22 protein-coding genes are annotated in these 23,016 nt (G+C 57.8%); 17 read left to right on the top strand and 5 right to left on the bottom strand.

Going from position 1 to position 23,016, the window contains the following annotated elements:
• Nucleotides 1-4: 4 nt before the first annotated feature.
• Complete coding sequence (locus ACMGGM_RS09460) at nucleotides 5-742, bottom strand: molecular chaperone (protein ID WP_014885177.1); 738 nt, start codon at nucleotides 740-742, stop codon at nucleotides 5-7.
• Nucleotides 743-796: 54 nt separating this feature from the next.
• Nucleotides 797-1,375 carry a fimbrial protein gene (locus ACMGGM_RS09455; protein WP_014885176.1) on the bottom strand — a complete coding sequence of 193 codons (579 nt, stop codon included), beginning with the start codon at nucleotides 1,373-1,375 and terminating at the stop codon, nucleotides 797-799.
• A gap of 399 nt (nucleotides 1,376-1,774) precedes the next feature.
• Between ACMGGM_RS09455 and speB the strand changes: the two genes are divergently transcribed.
• Complete coding sequence (gene speB / locus ACMGGM_RS09450; RefSeq protein ID WP_002434404.1) at nucleotides 1,775-2,695, top strand: agmatinase; 921 nt, start codon at nucleotides 1,775-1,777, stop codon at nucleotides 2,693-2,695.
• A 3-nt stretch (nucleotides 2,696-2,698) separates the two neighbouring features.
• Here speB and ACMGGM_RS09445 read toward each other — a convergent pair whose 3' ends face one another.
• On the bottom strand, nucleotides 2,699-3,910 hold the full coding sequence (locus ACMGGM_RS09445; RefSeq protein WP_045134094.1) for an MFS transporter: 1,212 nt from the start codon (nucleotides 3,908-3,910) through the stop codon (nucleotides 2,699-2,701).
• A gap of 415 nt (nucleotides 3,911-4,325) precedes the next feature.
• Here ACMGGM_RS09445 and ACMGGM_RS09440 point away from each other — a divergent pair, with 415 nt between their 5' ends.
• The 14 genes from ACMGGM_RS09440 (at nucleotide 4,326) to ACMGGM_RS09375 (ending at nucleotide 17,020) form a co-directional block, all read left to right on the top strand.
• Nucleotides 4,326-4,649 carry a Rieske (2Fe-2S) protein gene (locus ACMGGM_RS09440; RefSeq protein ID WP_003860044.1) on the top strand — a complete coding sequence of 108 codons (324 nt, stop codon included), beginning with the start codon at nucleotides 4,326-4,328 and terminating at the stop codon, nucleotides 4,647-4,649.
• Nucleotides 4,646-4,954 (top strand): recombinase-like helix-turn-helix domain-containing protein, encoded by a 309-nt coding sequence (locus ACMGGM_RS09435; protein ID WP_045134095.1) that lies wholly within the window; start codon nucleotides 4,646-4,648, stop codon nucleotides 4,952-4,954. The genes ACMGGM_RS09440 and ACMGGM_RS09435 overlap by 4 nt, the downstream gene beginning before the upstream one ends.
• 10 nt (nucleotides 4,955-4,964) lie before the next feature.
• A complete protein-coding gene (locus ACMGGM_RS09430) occupies nucleotides 4,965-5,987 on the top strand; it encodes an aromatic ring-hydroxylating oxygenase subunit alpha (RefSeq protein ID WP_063943596.1) in 1,023 nt (340 codons plus the stop codon).
• Nucleotides 5,987-6,736 carry an SDR family oxidoreductase gene (locus ACMGGM_RS09425; RefSeq protein WP_023337747.1) on the top strand — a complete coding sequence of 250 codons (750 nt, stop codon included), beginning with the start codon at nucleotides 5,987-5,989 and terminating at the stop codon, nucleotides 6,734-6,736. Before ACMGGM_RS09430 ends, ACMGGM_RS09425 begins: the two co-directional genes overlap by 1 nt.
• Before the next feature lie 12 nt (nucleotides 6,737-6,748).
• Nucleotides 6,749-7,537, top strand: coding sequence for an IclR family transcriptional regulator (locus ACMGGM_RS09420; RefSeq protein WP_045134096.1), 789 nt, complete (start codon nucleotides 6,749-6,751; stop codon nucleotides 7,535-7,537).
• A 78-nt stretch (nucleotides 7,538-7,615) separates the two neighbouring features.
• Nucleotides 7,616-8,542 carry a VOC family protein gene (locus ACMGGM_RS09415; RefSeq protein ID WP_014885169.1) on the top strand — a complete coding sequence of 309 codons (927 nt, stop codon included), beginning with the start codon at nucleotides 7,616-7,618 and terminating at the stop codon, nucleotides 8,540-8,542.
• Complete coding sequence (locus ACMGGM_RS09410) at nucleotides 8,539-9,726, top strand: NAD(P)/FAD-dependent oxidoreductase (protein ID WP_414149168.1); 1,188 nt, start codon at nucleotides 8,539-8,541, stop codon at nucleotides 9,724-9,726. The genes ACMGGM_RS09415 and ACMGGM_RS09410 overlap by 4 nt, the downstream gene beginning before the upstream one ends.
• Before the next feature lie 25 nt (nucleotides 9,727-9,751).
• On the top strand, nucleotides 9,752-11,008 hold the full coding sequence (locus tag ACMGGM_RS09405; protein ID WP_176260284.1) for an MFS transporter: 1,257 nt from the start codon (nucleotides 9,752-9,754) through the stop codon (nucleotides 11,006-11,008).
• Between the two features lie 10 nt (nucleotides 11,009-11,018).
• Complete coding sequence (locus ACMGGM_RS09400) at nucleotides 11,019-11,549, top strand: cupin domain-containing protein (protein WP_014885166.1); 531 nt, start codon at nucleotides 11,019-11,021, stop codon at nucleotides 11,547-11,549.
• A gap of 9 nt (nucleotides 11,550-11,558) precedes the next feature.
• Complete coding sequence (locus ACMGGM_RS09395; protein ID WP_087530217.1) at nucleotides 11,559-12,329, top strand: alpha/beta fold hydrolase; 771 nt, start codon at nucleotides 11,559-11,561, stop codon at nucleotides 12,327-12,329.
• The gene (locus ACMGGM_RS09390) at nucleotides 12,313-13,107 is read left to right on the top strand and encodes an SDR family oxidoreductase (RefSeq protein WP_176260285.1); all 795 of its coding nucleotides are present in this window, start codon (nucleotides 12,313-12,315) and stop codon (nucleotides 13,105-13,107) included. The genes ACMGGM_RS09395 and ACMGGM_RS09390 overlap by 17 nt, the downstream gene beginning before the upstream one ends.
• A gap of 9 nt (nucleotides 13,108-13,116) precedes the next feature.
• Nucleotides 13,117-13,887, top strand: coding sequence for an aspartate dehydrogenase (locus tag ACMGGM_RS09385; protein WP_023331260.1), 771 nt, complete (start codon nucleotides 13,117-13,119; stop codon nucleotides 13,885-13,887).
• A 9-nt stretch (nucleotides 13,888-13,896) separates the two neighbouring features.
• The gene (locus tag ACMGGM_RS09380; RefSeq protein WP_176260286.1) at nucleotides 13,897-15,366 is read left to right on the top strand and encodes an aldehyde dehydrogenase; all 1,470 of its coding nucleotides are present in this window, start codon (nucleotides 13,897-13,899) and stop codon (nucleotides 15,364-15,366) included.
• 13 nt (nucleotides 15,367-15,379) lie between these two features.
• Nucleotides 15,380-17,020, top strand: coding sequence for a thiamine pyrophosphate-binding protein (locus tag ACMGGM_RS09375; RefSeq protein WP_063943604.1), 1,641 nt, complete (start codon nucleotides 15,380-15,382; stop codon nucleotides 17,018-17,020).
• Nucleotides 17,021-17,133: 113 nt separating this feature from the next.
• Here ACMGGM_RS09375 and ACMGGM_RS09370 read toward each other — a convergent pair whose 3' ends face one another.
• Entirely contained in the window at nucleotides 17,134-18,402 is a 1,269-nt protein-coding gene (locus ACMGGM_RS09370) for an OprD family outer membrane porin (protein ID WP_023337739.1), read from the bottom strand.
• A gap of 210 nt (nucleotides 18,403-18,612) precedes the next feature.
• Nucleotides 18,613-19,371, bottom strand: coding sequence for a M48 family metallopeptidase (locus ACMGGM_RS09365; RefSeq protein WP_023331256.1), 759 nt, complete (start codon nucleotides 19,369-19,371; stop codon nucleotides 18,613-18,615).
• Nucleotides 19,372-19,643: 272 nt separating this feature from the next.
• Between ACMGGM_RS09365 and tkt the strand changes: the two genes are divergently transcribed.
• Both tkt and epd read left to right on the top strand, forming a co-directional pair.
• Nucleotides 19,644-21,635, top strand: coding sequence for a transketolase (tkt, locus tag ACMGGM_RS09360; protein WP_023331255.1), 1,992 nt, complete (start codon nucleotides 19,644-19,646; stop codon nucleotides 21,633-21,635).
• 340 nt (nucleotides 21,636-21,975) lie between these two features.
• Nucleotides 21,976-22,995, top strand: coding sequence for an erythrose-4-phosphate dehydrogenase (gene epd / locus ACMGGM_RS09355; RefSeq protein WP_414149167.1), 1,020 nt, complete (start codon nucleotides 21,976-21,978; stop codon nucleotides 22,993-22,995).
• Nucleotides 22,996-23,016: the final 21 nt, after the last annotated feature.

The following is a 23,016-nucleotide window of genomic DNA, read 5'->3' as shown; positions in this document are numbered from 1 at the left end:
CTAATCAGAAGTTATACGTGCGCTTAATATAGGCACCCAGATCGGTAATATAATTGTATTGGAATGTCCCTTTCCCCTGCACGGCATTAACCTGCGGGAAGTGATATACCAGCGTGCTATATGGCGCGATCATCTCGCCATCAATCATGACATCTTTACCCTGAGCATCTCTGAGCCAGACATTTGTCATGCTTACATGGAAAGGCGAATTATTTGTTCCAACGACGTCATAACCGTTGGCTGCTTTTTTCAATTGCCAGGTTAATTCATCCGCCGCTTTCATCGGATTACCTTTCAGACCAACCGGGCGATAGAAAAATTTAATCAGCGTTCTGAACGCCATCTTTAGCTGATTTTTATCTACGTCTTCCGCCATTTCAGGCGGAATATCCAGGACATTGAGCCACAGAACCGTTTCACGATCTTTTGGATATTTCGCGGCGGCGCCTTCCGTCTGGAATATGCGGAATACTTTCCCCTTTTGGCCGTTAATTCTGGCCGCTGGTGGGGTGATAAAGAAAGGCAAATCTTCTTTGGCGATGCCGTCACTCTTATCGGTGCTGGAAAGCCACACCTGAACCAGTTCAGGCGCTTTGCTGACGTTATTAATACGAATCGTTTGTTCTTTCTCCCCGGCGTTGAATGCCACGCGGGTCGTCATAATTTGAATCGTTGCACTGGCCGCAAAGGAAAAGGCCAGCGTCATCATGAATACAGAAGATATAACAAGTTTTTTTAACATCTGGCCTAATCCTTTAGGTGATACTTTTAGCGGATAAACCCGCGGTGCGCGCGATTACTGATATTTAATGGAGTACACAACGTCGGTTGAGACTTGACCGGCAGTAGATGCACCACCCGTCGCCACATATTGTGCCCAGTAATCAAAGCGAGCCGTATTACCGGCAACCGTAACAGTTTTAGCGCTATCGTTTGCAGTATTCAGGTTCAGTTTTGCTTTTGAAGAATCCAGTAAACCAACCTGAACTTTCTCCGCTCCGCCTGACGCTTTAGCCACGGTATTTTTCAGGTTACCGGTGGTGGCATCGATATTGGTGCTTTGCGCCAGTTCGAAGAATACGCTGGCAACTTTGCCATTGGTGCAGTTTGCGCCGCTTAACGTAATGTGGAATGGGGTATCGCCCGCGCGCTGTCCATCCGTTGCAAGCGCGGTTGTACTAATAGAAGGTAAATGAACGGTAAAGTCTGGGCTTTCAGATTCGCCCTGTGCGTCACCGCCGGTAATAGTACAGGTTGCGTCGCTAATAGTACCTTCAAAAGTAATCGTGCCATCTTCTGCTGCCGCGGCGGTACCGATGGTTGAAAGAACGGCCAGGATTGCCAGCTTAGATAACTTATTCATAAAAATATCCATATCATTTCATTGGGGGGGCTATTGTATAGAGGTCATCTCCTCCACCGCTATCGTCCCGGCCTAAATATATTCCTAGTTTTAAAATGGTATATTTATTAAATTTATGAATAAAGTTTTGCTTCAAACTTTTAAACGCAAATAATGCGAAGAAATGGGGGGGTTAAGATAATATCAATTCTAAAAATGAATTTTATCGGTATGGTGAATAATTAGGGGCCGTAAAAGTCTGGCAACACAATTGATTTATGTTTTGAAAAGTGAGCTTGAATCTTCACGTTTCAGAGGCTAGCATTAGGCAAAAGCAGTAAGGACATCAATCCCTTCCTCGTCGGGTTTAACGACGCGGAGGGGATTTTTTTTCATCTGTATCTAATGCAACGACTTTTAAGAGGTCAGGACATGAGCACTTTAGGTCATCAGTACGACAACTCTCTGGTATCTAACGCGTTTGGTTTTTTACGCCTTCCGATGAACTTCCAGCCCTACGACAGCGATGCTGACTGGGTGATCACCGGTGTGCCGTTCGATATGGCAACCTCGGGTCGTGCCGGTGGACGTCATGGCCCGGCGGCGATCCGTCAGGTTTCCACCAACCTGGCCTGGGAGCATAACCGCTTCCCGTGGAACTTCGACATGCGCGAGCGCCTGAACGTGGTTGACTGCGGTGACCTCGTGTATGCCTTCGGCGACGCGCGTGAGATGAGCGAAAAGCTGCAGGCCCACGCCGAGAAACTGTTGGCTGCCGGTAAGCGTATGCTCTCCTTCGGTGGCGACCACTTTGTGACTCTGCCACTGCTGCGCGCCCACGCGAAACACTTTGGCAAAATGGCGCTGGTCCATTTCGATGCGCATACCGACACCTACGCGAACGGCTGCGAGTTTGACCACGGAACCATGTTCTACACTGCACCGAACGAAGGCCTGATCGATCCGAACCACTCCGTGCAGATCGGTATTCGTACTGAGTTCGACAAAGACAACGGCTTCACCGTGCTGGATGCCTGCCAGGTGAACGATCGCGGCGTGGATGACATCATCGCGCAGGTGAAGCAGATTGTCGGCGATATGCCAGTCTACCTGACCTTCGACATCGACTGCCTGGATCCTGCCTTTGCGCCAGGCACCGGTACGCCGGTGATCGGTGGCCTGACGTCCGACCGCGCCATCAAGCTGGTGCGCGGCCTGAAGGATCTGAACATCGTCGGGATGGACGTGGTGGAAGTGGCGCCAGCCTATGACCAGTCCGAAATCACAGCCCTGGCGGCAGCGACCCTGGCACTGGAAATGCTCTACATTCAGGCGGCGAAAAAAGGCGAATAAGCCTTAGGCGCTGATTGCTGCTGCGCGACGCATGCGCAGCAGCAACATTCCTCCGGCCAGAAGGGTGATCGCCTGCGACACGACCAGGACCGAAAAGCCAGAGCTGACCGACCCGACCGATTTCATCACCACCCCCATCAGTAGCGGAATAAACGCCGCACAGATATTCCCTATGCCATTAATGATCCCATACGCGCTACCCACCGCTTCCCGCGCGGCATGATGTTGGATCACCGCAGGGATCGCAGCTCCCTGAAGTCCCCAGAAAGCATTGGCGGACAACATAAACATCCCCAGCCAGACAGGCTGATGGCTGAGCATCAGCGCGACCACGGACAGCGCCGTTAACGCGCCTCCCACCACAAACAGCACCGGTGCCTGTTCCGGGCGCATTTTGTCGAGCAGCACGCCGCCCAAAAATTTCGACCCCAGGCTCAGTAGGAAGGGAATGGCTGCAAGCAGGCCCGTAGCATGCAGTGAGAAGTGATGTTCATCGCGCAGCCATGCGGGCAGCCAGGCGCTGCTCCCCCAGAGATAGCTCAGCGTGGCGATTTCAACCAACAGGATCCAGCCCAGCAGCGGCGTTTGCCAGGCAAAGGTGAAGGTCTGCACCCATCCCGGCTTTTTCATCTTCCCCCGGCTCTGGGGCGCAGGCAGAAAGCGCCAGATTAACCCGCCACCCAGCACAAGATTCATGACGGCCAACGCGTAGAACGATCCCGCCCAGCCCAGATGCGCCATCAGCCAGGTGATCAGTGGAAAGCCTACCGCCAGCCCGAGCGAGACGCCCAGCGCGGTCACCGCGTTGGGTTTGCCGATCTCTTCTGCGTTAAAGCGCTCGCTGATAAAGCGCGTTTTTAATGAAAAGAGCGGCCCCTCCGCAATCCCCAGAATCACGCGCGCAATGAGCATCCCCATCAGCGAGCCGAGCAAGGGCGAAATCGCACAGACCGCGGCCCAAATCGCAATGCTGCTTAATAATCCCTGCCGATAATGAAGTTTGCTTTCAATAACTGGCGTTAATAATAAAGCCGAAAAACCATAACCCAGCAGAAAGCAGGTCATGAGCATTCCTTGTAACATTCTGTTTTCATTTAACTGAAAATGTGCGGCAAATTCCGGGTGTAAAATCATTACCGAGATATTCACACGGTCGATGTAGGAAATAATGATGAGTAATAACAGTGCAATTGTACCTTGCCATCTTGCCGTCATGATGCCTGCCTTATGTCTGCGCGTGTGAATATTTTTTATCAGGGTGATTGTCACGGGTGTAAAATGGTTCACCTGTGAAACTCTTTGTTTATTAAGAATAAAGTAAAAATAAGTTTCACAGGTGAAACACGATGACGTGCCACCTTTTTATTTTTAATGAGCAAAAAGAAAAGAAGTCAATATCTGTTTTTTGAAATTTTAGACTATCGAAAAATCGTATTCTTTCACGCGGCAATAATGAAAATTTCATATCGCTGCATTTTTTCGTGATCCTTTGCACACTTAGTTAATTAATTACCTCCTGGTTAACAAATTCGTCACATTCGCGCTTGACGAAACATTCATCGCTTTTATATTGACCGTATTAAATAAGAAACAGAGTTTCATATATGAAACAAAAGCCTGGAGGATCGTGATGAGCTGGATAGGCGTATGTGACGCAGAACAAGTACAGGAAGATTTCCCTTTTAGCGGCAACGTCGACGGTAAAGAGATCGGCGTTTATTTGATTGACGGTGAATATTACGCGCTGGAAGACGTATGCCCGCACGCATATGCCCTGCTGAGCCAGGGCTTCGTCGAAGATGGCAAGGTGGAATGCCCGCTACACGAGGCGGTGTTCGACGTCAAAACCGGCCAGTGCCTGCATGGCCCCGGTGGTCGCAACCTTAACCGCTACCCGGTTCGGGTCTTTGAAAACCAAATCCAGATTACCTTCGTCGAGGAGACCGTGGCATGAGCGACACCCTGAACTACAACCCGGCGCTGCCGGAAAGCCGCCAGTTTACTCCGCCCGCAGAAGGCGGTAACGGTGCCATTCATAAGCCAGGCGATTACCAGAACCTGATCTGGCAAACCCGCAGCCGCGAGCCGGAAAACTGGGAGATGAACCTGATCGCGACGCTGGAAGATCTCTTCGAGCAGGGCGTTGAAACCTTGCCGGATCTGGTGAACGGGCTGAATGCGGTGCGCATGCACGACCAGCAGGGCGAGCCCTGGAGCGACGCCAGCTTCCAGGCATTCTTACAGGTTAACGGCTACTGAGGACAACGCGATGACGACTACCGTACAAAACTATCTGGATAAAGGTCTGCGCGGCCTCTGGTATCCGGTACTGGCGAGCTGGGAAGTGCAGTCCGCGCCGGTGGGGATTACCCGCCTGGGCGAGCAGATTGTGGTCTGGCGCAATAAAGACGGCCAGGTGCAGGCGCTGGAAGACCGCTGTCCGCACCGCGGCGCACGCCTGTCGATGGGCTGGAACCTTGGGGACCGTATTGCCTGCTGGTACCACGGCGTGGAAGTGGCGGGCAATGGCGAAGTGAAAGATGTGCCCGCCGTGGACAAATGCCCGCTGGTCGGCCAGCAGTGCGTGCGCAGCTATAACGTGCAGGAGGCGCACGGCGCCATTTTTCTGTGGTTCGGCGTCACTGCTGACCAGCAGCCGGACGAGCTGACTTTCCCGGACGAGCTCGCCGACACGGACAGTTTCAGCAACTTCCTCTGCACCGCCGCGTGGAAATGCAATTACCAGTACGCGCTGGAAAACGTCATGGACCCGATGCACGGCACCTATCTGCATTCGTCGTCACATTCGATGGCAGAAGGGGATCGCAAGGCCGACATGGTGCTTCAGCCGACCAAAACCGGCTTCATCTTCGAGAAACAGGGGCAGAGCGGCGTCAATTTCGACTGGGTGGAATTGGGCAACAGCGGCACCTGCTGGATGCGTCTCTCCATTCCGTATAAGAAGCGTTTCGGACCGGGCGGCCATTTCTTTATCGTCGGCATGGTGGTGCCGGAAGATAACGACAACTGCCGCGTTTTCTTCTGGCGCATTCGCCGCGTGCAGGGCTGGCAGCGCGATATGTGGCGCTTTATGTACCGCAATCGTCTGGAAAAACTGCACTGGGAAGTGCTGGAGCAGGACCGCGTGGTGCTGGAAAGCCTGGCGCCAAATGCCCGTGACCATGAATACCTCTACCAGCACGACGTCGGGCTCTCGCGCCTGCGCCGCATGATGCAAAAGGCCGCGAAAGAACAGCTGGCGATGCGCGAAGCGCAGCAGGGAGCCGCCTGATGAACGGACTGCTGAGCGGGAAGCGCATCGTCGTGACCGGCGCCGCGCGCGGGCTGGGTTACCACTTTGCCAGCGCCTGCGCTGCGCAAGGTGCCTGCGTGGTGATGTGCGACATCCTCAAAGGCGAGCTGGCCGAAAGCGCCCACCGTCTGAACGAGCAAGGGTATGCAACCGAATCGCACGTTATCGATTTGGCCGATCCGCAGTCCATCGAGCAGGTATTCAGCGCCATTGGCAAGCTGGGGCAGATTGACGGCCTGGTGAACAACGCGGCAATGGCGACCGGCGTGGGCGGTAAAAACATGCTGGATTACGATCCGGATCTCTGGGATCGGGTGATGAGCGTGAACGTCAAGGGCACCTGGCTGGTGACGCGTGCCGCCGTACCGCTGCTGCGCGAAGGGGCGGGGATTGTGAACGTGGCGTCCGATACCGCGCTGTGGGGCGCGCCGCGCCTGATGGCCTACGTGGCCAGTAAGGGGGCGGTGATTGCGATGACCCGCTCAATGGCGCGCGAGTTGGGGGAAAAACGCATTCGAATCAACGCTATCGCGCCGGGGCTGACCCGCGTCGAGGCCACCGAATATGTGCCCGCCGAACGCCATCAGCTCTACGAAAATGGCCGCGCGTTAACGGGCGCGCAGCAGCCGGAGGATGTCACCGGCAGCGTGGTCTGGCTGTTAAGCGATCTGTCGCGGTTTATCACCGGGCAGCTGATCCCGGTCAACGGCGGTTTTGTCTTTAACTAAGGTATGGCGATTATGGCAAACGATCAGGAAGTGAAGTATCTGGTGCCGGGGCTTGAACGCGGTTTGCAGCTGCTGTTGGCCTTCGGCGAGCAGCATCGCGAGCTGACCTTTGCCGAGCTACACCGGCTGGTGGATATGCCGAAGGCCACTGCCTACCGCGTGGTGCAGACGCTGGAGTATATGGGTTTTCTGGAGCGCAATGCGCGCACCAATACCTTCTCGCTGGGCATGAACGTGCTGCGCCTGGGCTTTGAGTACATCGCCTCGCTGGACGTGGCGCAGGTAGGCCAGCCGGTGATCGAGCAGCTTCGCGATGTCAGCCAGTGCAGCAGCCATCTGGCGATCCGCGACGGACGCGACATTATTTACATTGCCCGCGTCAGCGCCGCCGGGTCGCGTATCAATCAGGTCAGCATTGGCACCCGTCTGCCGGTGCACTGTACCTCGCTTGGGCGCATGTTATTGACCGATATTTCCCGCGCCGAATTTGAACAGCTGTTCCCGCACGAGCGGCTGCCGGGCAACACGCCGGGGCAGCTTCACGACCGCGAAGCCCTGTGGCAGATGGTGCAGCAGGACAAAGCCCGCGGATATGTGATTGGCGAGTCTTTCTTCCGCCACGGCATCTCTTCCATCGTCTATCCGGTGTATGACCGAAGCCAGCGCGTGGCGGCGGTGGTCAGCATTCTGGTGCCGTCGGAGGAGATCCCGCAGACCGACCGCGAGCGGCTCCAGAACGAGGTTCGCCTCGCGGCAGATAAAATTTCTGGCTTCTTAGGGTACCTGTCACAGGCCAGTTAAATCAGTGAGTTAACGTCAGGCGCTTCAGTGCGTCGGGCATGTTTTACGCCCAATTTGGGCCAGATGAGGCAACGAACGATGAGTGTAACCGGAATTGAAAAGCTGGAATTTGGCGTGGAAGACCTGACGCACTGCGCCAAATTTATGCGTGATTTTGGCCTGACGGGCGATGCCAGCGGCCAGCGTTTTACCACCCTGAGCGGCGCGCGCGTGGAGCTTAATCCGATTGACAGCCCCGACCTGCCGCCAGCCTTTGAAGCGGGCAACACCCTGCGCCGTATGACCTGGGCGGTGGCCACCCCGGCAGACCTCGATGCGCTGCGCCCGAAGCTTGCCGGGCAGCCTGGCTTTCGTGAAGTGGGCGACGCCCTGGAGTGCCGCGATCCGAACGGCATGACGCTGCGCGTGCAGGTCAGCCAGCAGACCGACGTGGAGCTGAACGTTGAGCCGATTAACCAGTGGGGAGACGCTCGCCGAATCGACACCCCCAGCCCGGTCTACGATCGCGCCCAGCCGATTAACGTCGGGCACGTGGTGTTTTTCGTTGAGGAGCTGGCCGCGGTGGAGACATTTTATCGCGAGGTGCTCGGCTTCCAGGTCTCTGACCGCTACATCAACCGCGCCGTATTCCTGCGCTGCGGCGTGCGCGGCGGCCATCACAACCTGTTCCTGCTGCAATTACCGAACCGCAAGCGCGGGCTAAACCACGTTGCGTTTACGGTGCGCGACATCCACGAGGTGATCGGCGGCGGTATCGCGATGAATAAAAACGCCTGGAGCACGTTTATTGGGCCGGGCCGTCATCCGGTGTCGTCGGCCTATTTCTGGTACGTCAACAGCCCGACCGGCGGCGCGTTTGAGTATTACACCAACGACGATTACCTGACCGAAAACTGGCAGCCGCGCGAGCTGGAGCATTCGCTGGTCTCCTTCACCGAATGGGCGGTGGAAGGCGGCATCGACCACGACACGCGCCGTCAGCAGAAAAAGCCGGAGGCGGTATGACGTCGCGCATTGTCATTATCGGCGGCGGTCAGGCGGGCGGCTGGGCGGCAAAAACCCTCCGCGACGAGGGCTTCGAGGGCGAGATTTGCGTGGTGGCGGAAGAAGCGTGGGATTTCTACGAACGTCCGCCGCTGTCGAAGGCGTCTCTGCTGGAGCCTGACGCGGCGCTCCCGCGGCTGTTTTCCGAAGAGGCACAGCAGGCGCTGGATCTGACCTGGTACCGCCCACTGCGTGCGGAGCAGATCGACCGTCAGACAAAAACGGTGCGTTTAAGCAATGGTACGCATCTTAGTTACAACATTCTTTTGGTTGCCACCGGAGGGCGGGCGCGTCTGCCGGGCGAGGCGTGGGCGGCGCATCCGCAGGTCTATACCCTGCGCCACTGGCAGGACGCGCAGCGTCTGAAGGGGCGTCTGGCGCAGAGTAAAACCCTGGCGATTGTGGGCGGCGGCTGGATCGGCCTTGAGATTGCCGCCTCCGCGCGCAAAAACGGCGTGGCGGTCACGCTGTTCGAGCAGCAGCCCGCGCTGTGCATGCGGTCGGTGAGCGGAGAAGTATCGCAACGCTTAGCGGCCATCCATCGCGAACAGGGCGTCGACATCCGTACCGGCTGCGGCGCGCTGGAGCTGGAGGACGACAATGGCCTGCCGGTTATTCACTGTGATGGCCAGCGCGAAACCTTTGATGCGGTGGTGGTCGGGATCGGCGTCGATCTCAATCTGGAACTGGCGCGCGATGCGGGGCTTCATACCGGGCGCGGGATCGTGGTGGATGCTCAGGGGCGTACCTCGGATCCGTTCATCTTTGCGGCTGGCGATGTGGCTCAGCATCACCACTACGGCTTGTGCATTCAGTCGTGGGCATTTGCCCAGAATCAGGCGGTGGCGACGGCGAAAGCGATGCTCAACCCCGATGCGCCAGGCTACGACGACGCGCCGTGGCTGTGGTCGGATCAATACCAGCACAATATTCAGATCCTCGGCATTCCGCAGCCGGGCAGCAACACGATAGCGCGTGAAGATTCGCTCTTTTTCTCGCTGGATGAAAACGGGCGACTGACGCAGCTGGTGGCGTTTAACGATGCGCGCACCGTCAAGCTGGCGAAACGCTGGATGGCGGCAGGGCGGGATTTATCGGACGTACCGCTCGCCGACCCGACTTTTTCACTGATGTCATTGCGATAGCTAACCCGCACCCGTAGGGGGAGAGATGACCACATTAGAGACCAACACCGCGCCCGTTGAGGCAGGCGGTGAGGGAACCCGCACGCCTGAAAAAGCAGTGCGCTGGGCTATCCCGCTGTCGCTGCTGGCCTGCGTGCTGCTGGCGTTTTTCGACAAAATCAGTATTGCGGCGCTGTTTTCTGACAGCCATTTCCAGCAGGCGATGGGGATCGATTTCGACACCACGCGCCTCGGCATTCTGATGAGCGCCTTTCTGCTGAGCTACGGTTTTTCGTCAGTCTTTCTCAGCGGGCTGGGAGATAAAATCGCGCCGCTGCGCCTGCTGACCGGGATGATGGCGATCTGGTGCGTGCTGATGGTGGCGATGGGCTTTACCCACAACTATACGCTGATGATCGTGCTGCGCATTCTGCTGGGGGTGGCGGAGGGGCCGCTGTTCCCGCTGGCCTTCGCCATTGTGCGTCACAACTTCCCGCAGCATCTGCAGGCGCGCGCCACCATGCTGTGGCTGCTTGGCACGCCGGTGGGCGCGGCGATTGGTTTTCCGCTTTCCCTCTGGCTGCTGAACACCTTCGGCTGGCAGAGCACCTTCTTCGTGATGGCGATGCTTACCGTGCCGGTATTGATTTTCGTGCGCGTCGGTCTGCGTGGTATCCGCCTGGAGGCGAAACCTGGCACCACGCAGGCGTCTCAGGATGAGCGGCGTGCCGCGCGGCGCGAGCTGTTCGTCAGCCCGCACTTCTGGATCATCTGCATCTTTAACATCGCCTTCCTGACCTACCTGTGGGGCATCAATGGCTGGCTGCCGGGCTACCTGATCAAAGGCAAAGGCATTCACCTGGAGCATGCGGGCTGGCTGTCGTCGATGCCGTTCATCGCCATGCTGGCGGGCGAAGTGATTGGCGCGTGGCTCTCTGACCGGGTCGATAAGCGTGCGGCAGCCTGCTTTATCTCCATGGCGGGCGCGGCTGCCGGGCTGGCGGCGGTCATGCACCTCGACACCCCGCTGACTATCATCGCCGCGATGAGCTTCAGCACCTTTATGTGGGGCACTGGCGCACCCAACATTTTTGCCCTGCTGGCGAAGGCCACTCATCCACGGGTGAGCGCGACGGCGGGCGGCATTTTCAACGGGCTGGGAAACTTCGCGGGCGCACTGTCGCCAGCGGTGATGGGGGCGCTTATCGCCTTCACCCACAGCATGGATTCCGGGCTGATTTTTCTGGCGGTGATGGCGGCGGTGGGCTGCGTCCTGTTACTGCCGCTGCTGAGACGTTACTGAGGAGAGTGTCATGACTGATTCAACCGTAACCCATAAATCAGGCATCAAACCTGAGCACCTGACGATGGAAGAGTGGGTCGAGTCGCGCATCGCGCGCTTTGAAGGCCGTAAGTACGACTGGAACGCGCTGAAGTTCCAGGCCGACTATGACCCGAAATATCGCCGGGCGCAGATGCGCTACATCGGCACCGGCGCAACGGGCGTGGCGAACGACACCAACACCGTGCAGGCGGACCATTTCACCTTCTCCACCATGGTGCTGCCGTCGAAGTGTGAAGGGCCGCTGCACCTGCATGACGACGTGGAAGAGGTGTTCTTCATGCTTAAAGGGCAAATCACGCTGATGATCCAGGATGGCGAACACTACACCGAAACCGTGCTGCGCGAGCGTGACCTGATCTCCGTCCCGCCGGGTATCTATCGCGGCCTGTTTAACCACGGGGAAGAAGAGGCGCTGATGTGCGTCATGCTGGGGACCAACAAGCCGGAAATCCCAACCTATCCCGCCGATCATCCGCTTTCAAAAGTGAAGCGGAACTAAGGGGGCATGATGACGGGTTTTCGTGAACAGGGAAGCGGCATTCCGCTGATGCTGCTGCATGGGATCAGCTCGGGTGCTGCCTCCTGGCATAAGCAGATGGCGCTGAAGGGTTTTCGCGTGCTGGCGTGGGACATGCCCGGTTATGGCGAAAGCCCGATGCTGACCGTAGAACGGGCGAGTGCGGGAGATTACGCCGATGCACTGGCGGCAATGCTTGACCGCGCGGGCGTCTGGCAGGCGGTACTGGTCGGCCATTCTCTCGGGGCGCTGGTCGCCAGCGCCTTTGCGGCGAAGTTTCCCGACCGGATGCGGCATCTGGTGCTGGCAGATGCCGCGCAGGGCTACGGTCAGGCCGCACCGGAGCAACGCGAGCAGGTCTGGCGCAGCCGCGAGCAGCAGATGGCGCTGGGCGGTGAAATCCTTGCCCAGACCCGCGCGGCGAAGCTGTTGCGCCCCGGCGCCCGCGGGGAAGATATCGCCACCGTCGCGTCGGGCATGCGCAAGCTGCGTCCTGAAGGCTACCTTGCCGCCGCGTGGATGCTGGCACACGACGATATTCACGGCTGGCTTAAACGTTACTCCGGCACGTTTGAGGTCTGGTGCGGCGAGCAGGATGCGATCACGCAGCCCGAGCTGGTGCAGGGGCTGGCACTGCGCTACGGCATGCCGTTTACCGCCATTCCCCAGGCCGGGCACGCCAGCTATCTCGATAACGCGGCGTTTTTTAACCAACAGCTTTTACGCATTAACGAAGAGGTGCGCGATGAATGCACAAATTGACGGGCGCGTAGCGGTAGTCACCGGCGGTTCTTCTGGCATTGGCTTTGAAACGCTGCGCCTGCTGCTGGGCGAGGGGACAAAAGTGGCTTTCTGCGGCCGAGACCCGGACCGGCTCGCCAGCGCCCACGCGACGCTGCAAAACGAATACCCCGACGGCGAGATTTTCTCCTACCGCTGCGACGTGCTAAACGCTGCCGAAGTCCAGGGCTTTGCGGATGCCGTTCAGGCCCGCTTTGGCGCGGCGGACATGCTGATCAACAACGCCGGGCAGGGCTACGTGGCGCATTTCAGCGATACCCCGCGCGAAGCGTGGCTGCACGAAGCCGAACTGAAATTGTTCGGTGTGATCAACCCGGTGCAGGCGTTTCAGCCTCTGCTGGAGCGGTCCGATGTCGCCTCCATTACCTGCGTGAACTCCCTGCTGGCGCTGCAGCCGGAGGAGCACATGATCGCTACTTCTGCCGCCCGTGCTGCGCTGCTGAATATGACGCTGACGCTCTCAAAAGAGCTGGTGGGTAAAGGTATCCGCGTGAATTCCATTTTGCTCGGCATGGTGGAGTCCGGGCAGTGGCAGCGCCGCTTTGAGAGCCGGACGGACAAAAGTCAGAGCTGGCCGGAGTGGACGGCGGAGATCGCGCGTAAACGTGGCATCCCGATGGCGCGTCTCGGCAAGCCGCAGGAGCCCGCGCAGGCGCTGCTGTTCCTCGCCTCGCCGCTGGCGTCATTCACCACCGGCGCCGCGCTGGACGTTTCCGGCGGCTTCTGCCGCCACCTGTAAGGACACATTATGAAAAAGATCATGTTAATTGGTTTTGGCGCCATGGCGCAGGCGGTGATTGAGCGTTTACCCGCGGGCGTGGCTATCGGCTGGATCGTGGCGCGTGAATCTCATCATGCGGCGATTCACACACAGTTTGGTGATGCAGTGATGGCGCTCGGTACGCCGGTGGCGTGCGCTGACACGCCCGATCTGGTGCTGGAGTGCGCCAGCCAGCAGGCGGTGGCGCAGTACGGCGAGGACATACTGCGTCGCGGCTGGCATCTGGCGGTGATCTCCACCGGCGCGCTGGCGGACAGCGCGCTGGAGCAGCGTTTGCTCAGTGCTGGCGGCAAGCTGACGTTGCTCTCCGGCGCGGTTGCCGGTATCGACGGGCTTGCGGCGGCGAAAGAGGGCGGGCTGGAACGCGTGACCTATCAGTCGCGCAAAAGCCCGGCCAGCTGGCGCGGCAGTTATGCTGAGCAGCTTATCGACCTTAACGCGGTGTCTGAGGCGAGCGTTTTCTTTGAAGGCAGCGCCCGCGAGGCGGCGCGCCTGTTCCCGGCGAACGCCAACGTGGCGGCGACGGTGGCGCTCGGTGGCGTCGGGATGGACGAGACGCGCGTACAGCTGATGGTCGACCCGGCAACGAAGCGCAATACCCACACGCTGCATGTCGAAGGCGTGTTCGGCGAGTTCCATCTTGAGCTGAGCGGGCTGCCGCTGGCGTCTAACCCTAAAACCTCCACTCTTGCAGCACTGAGCGCGGTACGCGCCTGCCGCGAGCTGGCCCTGAGCTGAGGAGCGACGATGGACGATCTGAAGATTTTTATCGGCGGCCACTGGCGACATGGTGGAGGCAACCCGATGCAGAGCCATTTCCCGGCAGACGGGTCGATCAATGCGACGCTAAATGCGGCAAGTCTCGACGATCTGAATGACGCAATCGAGGCCGGCGAGCGGGCGTGGCGCGATCCCGCGTGGCGCAGCAGCCTGCCGCACATGCGCGCGAGGATCCTGCATAAGGTCGCGGATCTGATTGAATCCCGCGTCGAGGAACTGGCGAAAATGCAGAGCCGCGATAACGGCAAGCCGCTCGCGGAGGCGCGTGGGCTGGTGATGAGTGCGGCAGGGACGGCGCGCTACTTTGCCGCTGCCTGCGAGCTGCTGGAAGGGGAACTCCCGACGCCACGCCAGCCGGATCTGCTGACCCTGAGCCGCTATGAACCGCTCGGCGTGGTGGCTGCCATCACACCATGGAACTCGCCGATTGCCAGCGAAATGCAAAAGGTTGCCCCGGCGATTGCCGCCGGAAATGCGGTGATCCTCAAACCTGCCGAGGCCACGCCACTGATGGCGCTGGAGCTGGCGCGTATTTTTGAACAAGCCGGGCTGCCCGCCGGGCTGCTGAGCGTGCTACCCGGTAAAGGCTCGGTGATTGGCGATGCGCTGGCGCGTCACCCTAAGGTGCGCAAAATCTCCTTTACCGGTGGCACCACTACGGGCCGCCATCTTGCACACGTGGCGGCGGAAAAGCTGATCCCGGCATCGCTGGAGCTGGGCGGAAAATCCCCGACCATCGTGCTGGAAGACGCAGACATCGAGCAGGCCGCGCGCGGCATCTGCTACGGCATTTTTAGCTCGGCAGGGCAGGCGTGCATCGCCGGTTCACGGCTGTTTATCCACGAGAGCATTTACGCGCCGCTGATGTCGCGGCTGCTTGAGCTCACGCACGGACTGCGCGTCGGACATCCGTTTACTGACGGTACCCATGTCGGGCCGCTGATTAACCCTAAACATCGTCAGAGCGTGCAGGATTACGTCGAGCTGGCGAAGCGCGAAGGGGGCCGCGTGCTGTGCGGCGGGGAGATCCCGGCCGATCCTGAGCTGGCAAACGGCAGTTTCTTCCTGCCCACCCTCATCGAAGGGCTGAGCAACAGCGCCCGCGCGTGTCAGGAGGAGATCTTCGGCCCGGTACTGGTGGCGATGCCGTTTCGCGACGAGGCCACGCTTATCCGCGAGGCCAACGACTCGGTGTACGGCCTGGCGGCGGGGATCTGGACGCGCGATGCCGGGCGCGCGCTGCGCCTGAGCGAACAGCTTGAGGCGGGCACGGTGTGGATCAACACCTACAAAGTCTTTGCGATTTCAACCCCGTTCGGGGGCTTTAAAGAGAGCGGTCTGGGCCGCGAAAAGGGCATTCAGGGGCTGAAAGCCTGGATGCAGCAAAAGAGCATTTATCTGGCGACGGGTAACAGCGTCAACCACTGGTGCGACTGAGAAAGGGTGAGCAATGAGCGAAATGATAACCGTCGGCGACGCCATCGCCAGAACGCTGGAGCAGTATCAGGTTGAGGCCATCTACGGCGTCATCTCCATTCACAACCTGCCAATCGCGGATGCGGTCGGGCAGCGCGGCAACATTCGCTTCGTGCCCGCGCGCGGTGAAGCGGGATCCGTGACCATGGCCGACGCCCACGGACGTTTTTCCGGTCTCGGCGTGGCGCTGACCAGCACCGGTGCGGGTGCGGGTAACGCGGTAGGCGCGCTGGTAGAAGCGATGAACGCCTGCACGCCGCTGCTGCATTTAACCGGACAGGTCGAAAAAGCCTGGCTGGATGCCGATACCGGATTTATCCATGAAACCCGCGACCAGCTGACCTTCCTGAAGGCCAGCTCCAAACGGGCGTACCGCATCAGCAACGCCAACCAGGCGATAGCTATCCTGCACAAAGCGATTCAGGACGCGCAGACGCCGCCGTGCGGGCCGGTCTCTGTTGAGATCCCGATTGATATTCAGAGTGCCAATATTCCGCTTTCGCTGGTGACCGCACCGGTGAAACCGACGTCGGTCGCCACCGTGGACCCCGCGATAGTTGACGCACTCTGGGCGCAGCTGAAGCAGGCAAAACAGCCGTTGCTGTGGCTGGGCGGCGGAGCGCTGAGAAGCGCTGATGCGGTGAAAAAACTGGCGGATGCAGGCATCACCGTCATCTCCAGCACCCACGCGCGCGGCGTGCTGCCGGACAGCCATCGCGGTAGCCTGCGGGCGTTTCACAACTCGCCATCCGTTGAAGCGCTCATCGCGCAGTGTGATTTTACGCTGGTCGCCGGTTCACGCCTGCGCAGTAACGAAACCCGCTCATGGACGCTGGCGCTGCCGTCTCCACGGGTACAGGTAGATATCGACCCGGCGGCGGCGAGCCGTAATTATCTGATGGATAACACGCTGATAGCCGATTGTTCCGCGTTGCTTAGCGCGCTGGCCGACAACGTACAGGGGCGTGAGTGGGGCAACGCGCAGTGGGACGCGCTGGTTCAACAGGCGGTTGAGCAAGCCGGGCAGGGCCTGCGCGATCAGTGCGGCCCCTATGCGAGACTTAACGATGCCATCGAGAAAGCGCTTCCGCAGGACGGCCTGCTGGTGCGCGATATCACCGTGTCCGGCAGCCTGTGGGGCAGCCGCCTGTTCCGCGCCAACGGCCCGCTGATGAACATTCACTCGCTGGCCGGAGCCATTGGTATGGGGCTGCCGATGGCCATTGGCACCGCGATAGCTAACCCGCAGCGCAAGGTTGTGGGGCTGGTGGGTGATGGTGGTCTGAGTCTGAACCTCGGCGAACTGGCGACGCTGGCCCAGGAGAAAGCCAACGTGACGCTGCTGATCATGAACGACGGGGGGTACGGCGTAATGCGTGGTATTCAGGATAAGTATTTCGGCGGGCGTCAGTATTACAACGAGCTGCATACGCCGGACTTCACTCTGCTGGCGCAGGCGATTGGCCTGCAGGCATGGAGCGTTGAGCGTGCCGAGGATTTTGATGCCGTTATGACAGAAGCGCTGGCGATGCCGGGCCCGTCGGTAGTGGAGGTGCGGATGGGGCAGATTGGCACCCTGAAGTTTGCCGGGCCGCCGCAGAAGACGCTGTATTGATATCGTGGATATCGCCCGGTGGCGCTGCGCTTACCGGGCCTACGGTTTCTCACTCAATAACAGCGAAAAAACCGTAGGCCGGGTAAGGCGAAGCCGCCACCCGGCTTTTTTCATCAGAACACGTTAAACGGGTATTCCACGTAAGCACGGATCTCATCCCCACCCACGTTGTAATCGCTGGCGTTGCTGGAGACACGCAGCACGGAATAGCGCAGCTTCAGCTTCAGATCTTTCGCCGGACCATCCTGCACCTGGTACTGGATCTGGTTGAACCACTCATGCTCTTTGCCGTTGCTGGTTTCAGAGGTTTTGATGTTATCGCCACGCACGTAGGCGGTGGTCCAGCTCAGGCCCGGCAGGCCGAGTCCGCCAAAGTCCAGACCGTACGATGCCTGCCATGAGCGTTCGTCTTCGCCGTTGAAATCAGACCAGTAGGAGTTAGCCAGCCAGATGGTGTTGCCGCCGTCACCCACACCGCCCTGGTCGCGGTAGCCACCGTAGTTGTAGCCGGTGCTGCCGCTGCTCTGCTGGTATGCCACTTTGAACGTGTGAATGTCCCAGATATAGCTCGCTGCCAGGCTCCAGATGGTGTTGCTGCGGCCCGTGTCGAGGCTGTCGGCGTAACCCTGCTCCAGACGCGAGTTATAGCCGTTAAAGTCGAGTACCAGCTGCTGCCCGGTGCTGAACGGTTGTTTGAAATTCAGGCCCAGGTACTGCTTGTTCATTACCTCTTCATTATGCGAGGCATACACCGCACCGCTGAACTGCTCGTTAAACTGGTAGCTCGCGCCACCGAAGGTCAGGCTCTTCAGGCCGCTGTCGTGGCGGTCATCACTTTTGCGCTGCTCGTCGGTGAAGTAACCGGCGTTGACTTCCAGACCGTCGATCTCTTTTGAGGTCAGCAGGGTGCCGGTGTAGCTTTCAAACAGCAGGCGGGAGTTGTCGGCATTCACGATCGGCAGCTCAGGACGCTGACTACCGTAGCTCAGCACGGTATTTGAGATACGCATTTTGGCGGTTGCGCCAAATTTCGCTAAATCGGATTTTGCCCGGCCATCGTCTTCCTGTTTAAAGAAGTCGATACCGCCCGCACCGCTTTTTCCACGGCCACCGTCCAGACGAACGCCATACTGTGCAATGCCGTCTACACCAAAGCCCACCAGCCCTTCGGTATAACCGGATGTGAAGGTGGCAATAATACCCTGGCCCCATTCGGCTTTATCCTGCTGGCCCTGATGATAGTCGCGACTGATATACGCATTGCGTAAAAACAGGTCCAGATGGCTGTCGTCAATAAAACCCTGACTGTCGGATTGCTGGCTTGCAGCGGCGGGTAATGCGGCGAATAAACCTAAAGCAATTAACGATAATTCTTTTTTCACGGAGGGAACGTCTCTGTCTTAATATATTAAAATGAATTACTGCAGGCCGGATAATTACCCGAATGGTTAATGATTGCAATAATTATGTGTCCAGACGTTTCAGCGCTAAGAGCCGGATATGGAGAGGGTTTTGCGGGAGTTACCGATACGTGCGATTAATTTGGCAATTCATGCGAAATAAAAAGGAGGCAAATTTGCCTCCTTCCAGAATTATTTAATTCCATCTGCGGCCATACGGTCGCGAATATGTTGTGCACGTTCTTCTGAGGCCGGGTGATCGTCAAACATGGAGCTCTGGCGTCCCGCTTCCAGCTTCGCCAGTTTTTCGAAGCTGGTGGCTAAACCTGACGGATTAATCCCGCGTTTGCGCAACAGATCGTAAGAGTAGTCATCCGCTTCGGACTCCTGGCGCTGGGAGAACTGGGAATTGACCAGCTTTTCTCCGACATCGCCGAGCTGTGACTGAGACAAGCTGCCCACGATACCGCCCGCAGAGGCAGCCGCCGCACGGATGGCGTTGGTGCCTAAGGCGACCTGCATCCCTTTTTTCACGTGGCCGAGCGCAACGTGACCCATTTCATGGCCGATAACCGCTTCCACTTCGTTGTCGGTCATCATATCCATCAGCCCGCTATAGACGCGGATGCAGCCGTTTGCCATCGCGAAGGCGTTGACGTCTTTAGCCATGTAAACCTTATAGTTCACCGGCTGACCGTTGATGTTATCGCCGAGCGCGGAAGCAATCTTATTCAGACGCTGTGTGTAGGTACTGTTAGCCGGCGCAATCGTGGCTTTTCCGTCCATATCTTTACAGGCCTGATCGCTCAGCGCTTTAACCTGCGCATCGCTCAGGGAGTAGGCCTGAAAGGCTTCTGCGCCTGACGTCATCAGACCGTTAGAATCCATATTCTGACAGCCGCTCAGCATGAGCGTTGTACCCAGGGCCAGCACTATTGCACGCATTTTCATGAAGTTGCTTCCGTACTTGTTAATCTCAATAAAATCCGAAAAGTGCACCCGCAACGAAGCCGGGGCCGGGATAAGTATAAGGAATATCTACAGGCGCGGGCGAGCAGATTGCGCAACATGCGAGCATGATCCAGAGATTTCTTAAGCTGCAAAAGAATGGTCCATGTACATGCCCTGCGGCTTGGGTTACATTGTTGGCACTTTTTTCCGGCGTAGCCCAAAACGCGCTGTCGTCAAGGGCATGGCCTTTAACAGTCCGATCTGGAGTTAAAATGTCCTCACGTAAAGAGCTTGCTAATGCTATTCGTGCGCTGAGCATGGATGCAGTACAGAAAGCCAAATCCGGCCACCCGGGTGCCCCTATGGGTATGGCAGATATCGCCGAAGTCCTGTGGCGTGATTTCCTTAACCACAACCCGCAGAACCCGGCATGGGCTGACCGCGACCGTTTCGTGCTGTCTAACGGCCACGGCTCTATGCTGATCTACAGCCTGCTGCACCTCACTGGCTACGATCTGCCTATTGAAGAGCTGAAAAACTTCCGCCAACTGCACTCCAAAACTCCAGGTCACCCGGAAGTGGGTTACACCGCTGGCGTAGAAACCACCACCGGCCCACTGGGTCAGGGTATTGCTAACGCAGTGGGTATGGCGATTGCTGAGAAGACGCTGGCGGCGCAGTTCAACCGTCCTGGTCATGACATTGTTGACCACTTCACCTACGCGTTCATGGGCGACGGCTGCATGATGGAAGGCATTTCTCATGAAGTGTGCTCCCTGGCAGGTACCCTGAAGCTGGGTAAACTGGTTGCGTTCTATGATGACAACGGCATCTCCATCGACGGTCACGTTGAGGGCTGGTTCACTGACGACACCGCAGCACGTTTCGAAGCTTACGGCTGGCACGTTGTGCGTGGTGTTGATGGCCACGATGCTGACTCGATTAAACGTGCAGTAGAAGAAGCGCGCGCGGTCACCGATAAACCGTCCCTGCTGATGTGCAAAACCATCATCGGCTTCGGTTCTCCGAACAAAGCGGGTACGCATGACTCCCACGGCGCACCGCTGGGCGACGCGGAAATCGCATTGACCCGTGAAGCATTGGGCTGGAAACACCCTGCATTCGAAATTCCATCTGAGATCTATGCTCAGTGGGATGCAAAAGAAGTGGGCCAGGCGAAAGAAGCTGCCTGGAACGAGAAATTCGCCGCCTATGCGAAAGCCTTCCCTCAGGAAGCGGCTGAGTTTACCCGTCGTATGAAAGGCGATATGCCGTCTGACTTCGACGCGAAAGCGAACGAATTCATCGCTAAGCTGCAGGCGAACCCATCTAAAATCGCCAGCCGTAAAGCGTCCCAGAATGCGATCGAAGCGTTTGGTCCATTGCTGCCTGAATTCCTCGGCGGTTCCGCTGACCTGGCGCCATCTAACCTGACTCTGTGGTCTGGTTCTAAGCCAATTAACGAAGACACTGCCGGTAACTACATCCATTACGGTGTACGTGAATTCGGTATGACCGCGATTGCCAACGGTATCTCCCTGCACGGCGGTTTCCTGCCGTACACCTCTACCTTCCTGATGTTCGTAGAGTATGCGCGTAACGCCGTGCGTATGGCTGCGCTGATGAAACAGCGTCAGGTGATGGTCTACACCCACGACTCCATCGGTCTGGGCGAAGATGGCCCAACTCACCAGCCGGTAGAGCAGGTGGCTTCCCTGCGCGTGACCCCGAACATGAGCACCTGGCGTCCATGTGACCAGGTTGAATCTGCGGTAGCGTGGAAATACGGCGTTGAGCGTCAGGACGGCCCAACTGCGCTGATCCTCTCCCGTCAGAACCTGGCACAGCAGGAGCGTACGCCAGAGCAGCTGGCGAACATTGCTCGCGGTGGTTACGTGCTGAAAGACTGTGCAGGCCAGCCTGAGCTGATCTTCATCGCGACCGGTTCTGAAGTTGAACTGGCGGTTGCAGCATGGGAAAAACTGACTGCCGAAGGCGTTAAGGCGCGCGTGGTCTCCATGCCGTCTACCGATGCGTTCGACAAACAGGATGCGGCTTACCGTGAATCTGTTCTGCCTAAAGCGGTTTCTGCGCGTGTGGCAGTGGAAGCGGGTATCGCTGACTACTGGTTCAAATACGTGGGCCTGAATGGCGCTATCGTCGGTATGACCACCTTCGGTGAGTCTGCGCCGGCAGAATTGCTGTTCGAAGAGTTCGGCTTCACCGTTGATAACGTTGTCGCTAAGGCGAAAGAACTGCTGTAATTGCTTGTACGGTGCGGGCTGACGCCCTCACCCCAGCCCTCTCCCACAGGGAGAGGGTGCAAACACTAAAAACGGTAACCTTTGGGTTACCGTTTTGCTTTTACCTCCCCGGTATTATTCCACCGAAAATGTGACGCATGTCATATAGCACGCTTATTCATCTGGACAGCCATTCCTTTTATTCCTCGATTCGCTTATTCTTGCTGAAGCGTTTCAGTCGATTAAATGTTCGACAATTGACCAATCAATCGCAGTTTGTGATAGCAAAGATTCCCCTTCGGGCGTAGCTGGATTACTCTTTCAGCCACCTCAAACTCAGGGATAGCTTTGCAGGAGATCTATGACCGTACGCGTAGCGATTAATGGCTTCGGTCGCATCGGGCGCAACGTGGTTCGTGCTTTATATGAATCCGGGCGTCGTGCGGAAATAACCGTGGTGGCAATCAACGAACTGGCGGATGCTGCGGGCATGGCGCATTTGTTGAAATATGACACCAGCCACGGCCGCTTTGCCTGGGATGTTCGCCAGGAAAGAGAGCAGCTGTTTGTCGGTGACGATGCCATCCGCGTGCTGCATGAAAGCAGTATCGCAGGGCTACCGTGGCGTGAGCTGGGCGTGGATGTGGTGCTCGACTGTACCGGGGTTTACGGCAATCGCGAACATGGCGAAGCTCACCTGGCAGCCGGTGCGAAAAAAGTCCTGTTTTCTCATCCCGGCAGTAACGACCTCGACGCGACCGTCGTGTTTGGCGTCAACCAGCATGAGCTGCAGGCTGAACACCTCATCGTTTCCAACGCCTCCTGTACCACCAACTGCATTATTCCGGTCATCAAACTGTTAGACGATGCGTATGGCATTGAGTCCGGCACCGTGACCACGATTCACTCCGCCATGCACGACCAGCAGGTTATTGATGCCTACCATCCGGATTTACGACGCACTCGCGCGGCGAGCCAGTCAATCATCCCGGTAGATACGAAACTGGCGGCAGGGATCACCCGAATTTTCCCGCAGTTTAATGACCGTTTTGAAGCGATTGCCGTGCGTGTCCCGACGATTAACGTCACCGCAATCGACCTGAGCGTGACGGTGAAAAAACCGGTAAAAGCCTGTGAAGTCAACCTGTTGCTGCAAAAAGCGGCACAGGGAGCATTTCATGGTATAGTTGACTATACGGAATTACCGTTGGTCTCAGTAGATTTTAACCACGACCCGCACAGCGCTATTGTTGATGGCACGCAAACGAGGGTCAGTGGCGCACACCTTATCAAGACGCTGGTCTGGTGTGATAACGAATGGGGCTTTGCTAACCGGATGCTCGACACCACGTTAGCAATGGCCGCTCAAGATTTCAGGTAAGACGCATCGTGCGTCTGCAAA

This window comes from Enterobacter sp. BNK-14, from assembly GCF_047456095.1.
GTDB lineage: Bacteria > Pseudomonadota > Gammaproteobacteria > Enterobacterales > Enterobacteriaceae > Enterobacter > Enterobacter kobei.
This window is presented reverse-complemented; position numbering and strand designations above follow the sequence as displayed.

Bases quoted from the DNA above. Each gene is read 5' to 3' on its own strand.
- ACMGGM_RS09460 (WP_014885177.1), bottom strand. From the start codon at position 742: ATGTTAAAAAAACTTGTTATATCTTCTGTATTCATGATGACGCTGGCC.
- ACMGGM_RS09455 (WP_014885176.1), bottom strand. From the start codon at position 1,375: ATGGATATTTTTATGAATAAGTTATCTAAGCTGGCAATCCTGGCCGTT.
- speB (WP_002434404.1), top strand. From the start codon at position 1,775: ATGAGCACTTTAGGTCATCAGTACGACAACTCTCTGGTATCTAACGCG.
- ACMGGM_RS09445 (WP_045134094.1), bottom strand. From the start codon at position 3,910: ATGACGGCAAGATGGCAAGGTACAATTGCACTGTTATTACTCATCATT.
- ACMGGM_RS09440 (WP_003860044.1), top strand. From the start codon at position 4,326: ATGAGCTGGATAGGCGTATGTGACGCAGAACAAGTACAGGAAGATTTC.
- ACMGGM_RS09435 (WP_045134095.1), top strand. From the start codon at position 4,646: ATGAGCGACACCCTGAACTACAACCCGGCGCTGCCGGAAAGCCGCCAG.
- ACMGGM_RS09430 (WP_063943596.1), top strand. From the start codon at position 4,965: ATGACGACTACCGTACAAAACTATCTGGATAAAGGTCTGCGCGGCCTC.
- ACMGGM_RS09425 (WP_023337747.1), top strand. From the start codon at position 5,987: ATGAACGGACTGCTGAGCGGGAAGCGCATCGTCGTGACCGGCGCCGCG.
- ACMGGM_RS09420 (WP_045134096.1), top strand. From the start codon at position 6,749: ATGGCAAACGATCAGGAAGTGAAGTATCTGGTGCCGGGGCTTGAACGC.
- ACMGGM_RS09415 (WP_014885169.1), top strand. From the start codon at position 7,616: ATGAGTGTAACCGGAATTGAAAAGCTGGAATTTGGCGTGGAAGACCTG.
- ACMGGM_RS09410 (WP_414149168.1), top strand. From the start codon at position 8,539: ATGACGTCGCGCATTGTCATTATCGGCGGCGGTCAGGCGGGCGGCTGG.
- ACMGGM_RS09405 (WP_176260284.1), top strand. From the start codon at position 9,752: ATGACCACATTAGAGACCAACACCGCGCCCGTTGAGGCAGGCGGTGAG.
- ACMGGM_RS09400 (WP_014885166.1), top strand. From the start codon at position 11,019: ATGACTGATTCAACCGTAACCCATAAATCAGGCATCAAACCTGAGCAC.
- ACMGGM_RS09395 (WP_087530217.1), top strand. From the start codon at position 11,559: ATGACGGGTTTTCGTGAACAGGGAAGCGGCATTCCGCTGATGCTGCTG.
- ACMGGM_RS09390 (WP_176260285.1), top strand. From the start codon at position 12,313: ATGAATGCACAAATTGACGGGCGCGTAGCGGTAGTCACCGGCGGTTCT.
- ACMGGM_RS09385 (WP_023331260.1), top strand. From the start codon at position 13,117: ATGAAAAAGATCATGTTAATTGGTTTTGGCGCCATGGCGCAGGCGGTG.
- ACMGGM_RS09380 (WP_176260286.1), top strand. From the start codon at position 13,897: ATGGACGATCTGAAGATTTTTATCGGCGGCCACTGGCGACATGGTGGA.
- ACMGGM_RS09375 (WP_063943604.1), top strand. From the start codon at position 15,380: ATGAGCGAAATGATAACCGTCGGCGACGCCATCGCCAGAACGCTGGAG.
- ACMGGM_RS09365 (WP_023331256.1), bottom strand. From the start codon at position 19,371: ATGAAAATGCGTGCAATAGTGCTGGCCCTGGGTACAACGCTCATGCTG.
- tkt (WP_023331255.1), top strand. From the start codon at position 19,644: ATGTCCTCACGTAAAGAGCTTGCTAATGCTATTCGTGCGCTGAGCATG.
- epd (WP_414149167.1), top strand. From the start codon at position 21,976: ATGACCGTACGCGTAGCGATTAATGGCTTCGGTCGCATCGGGCGCAAC.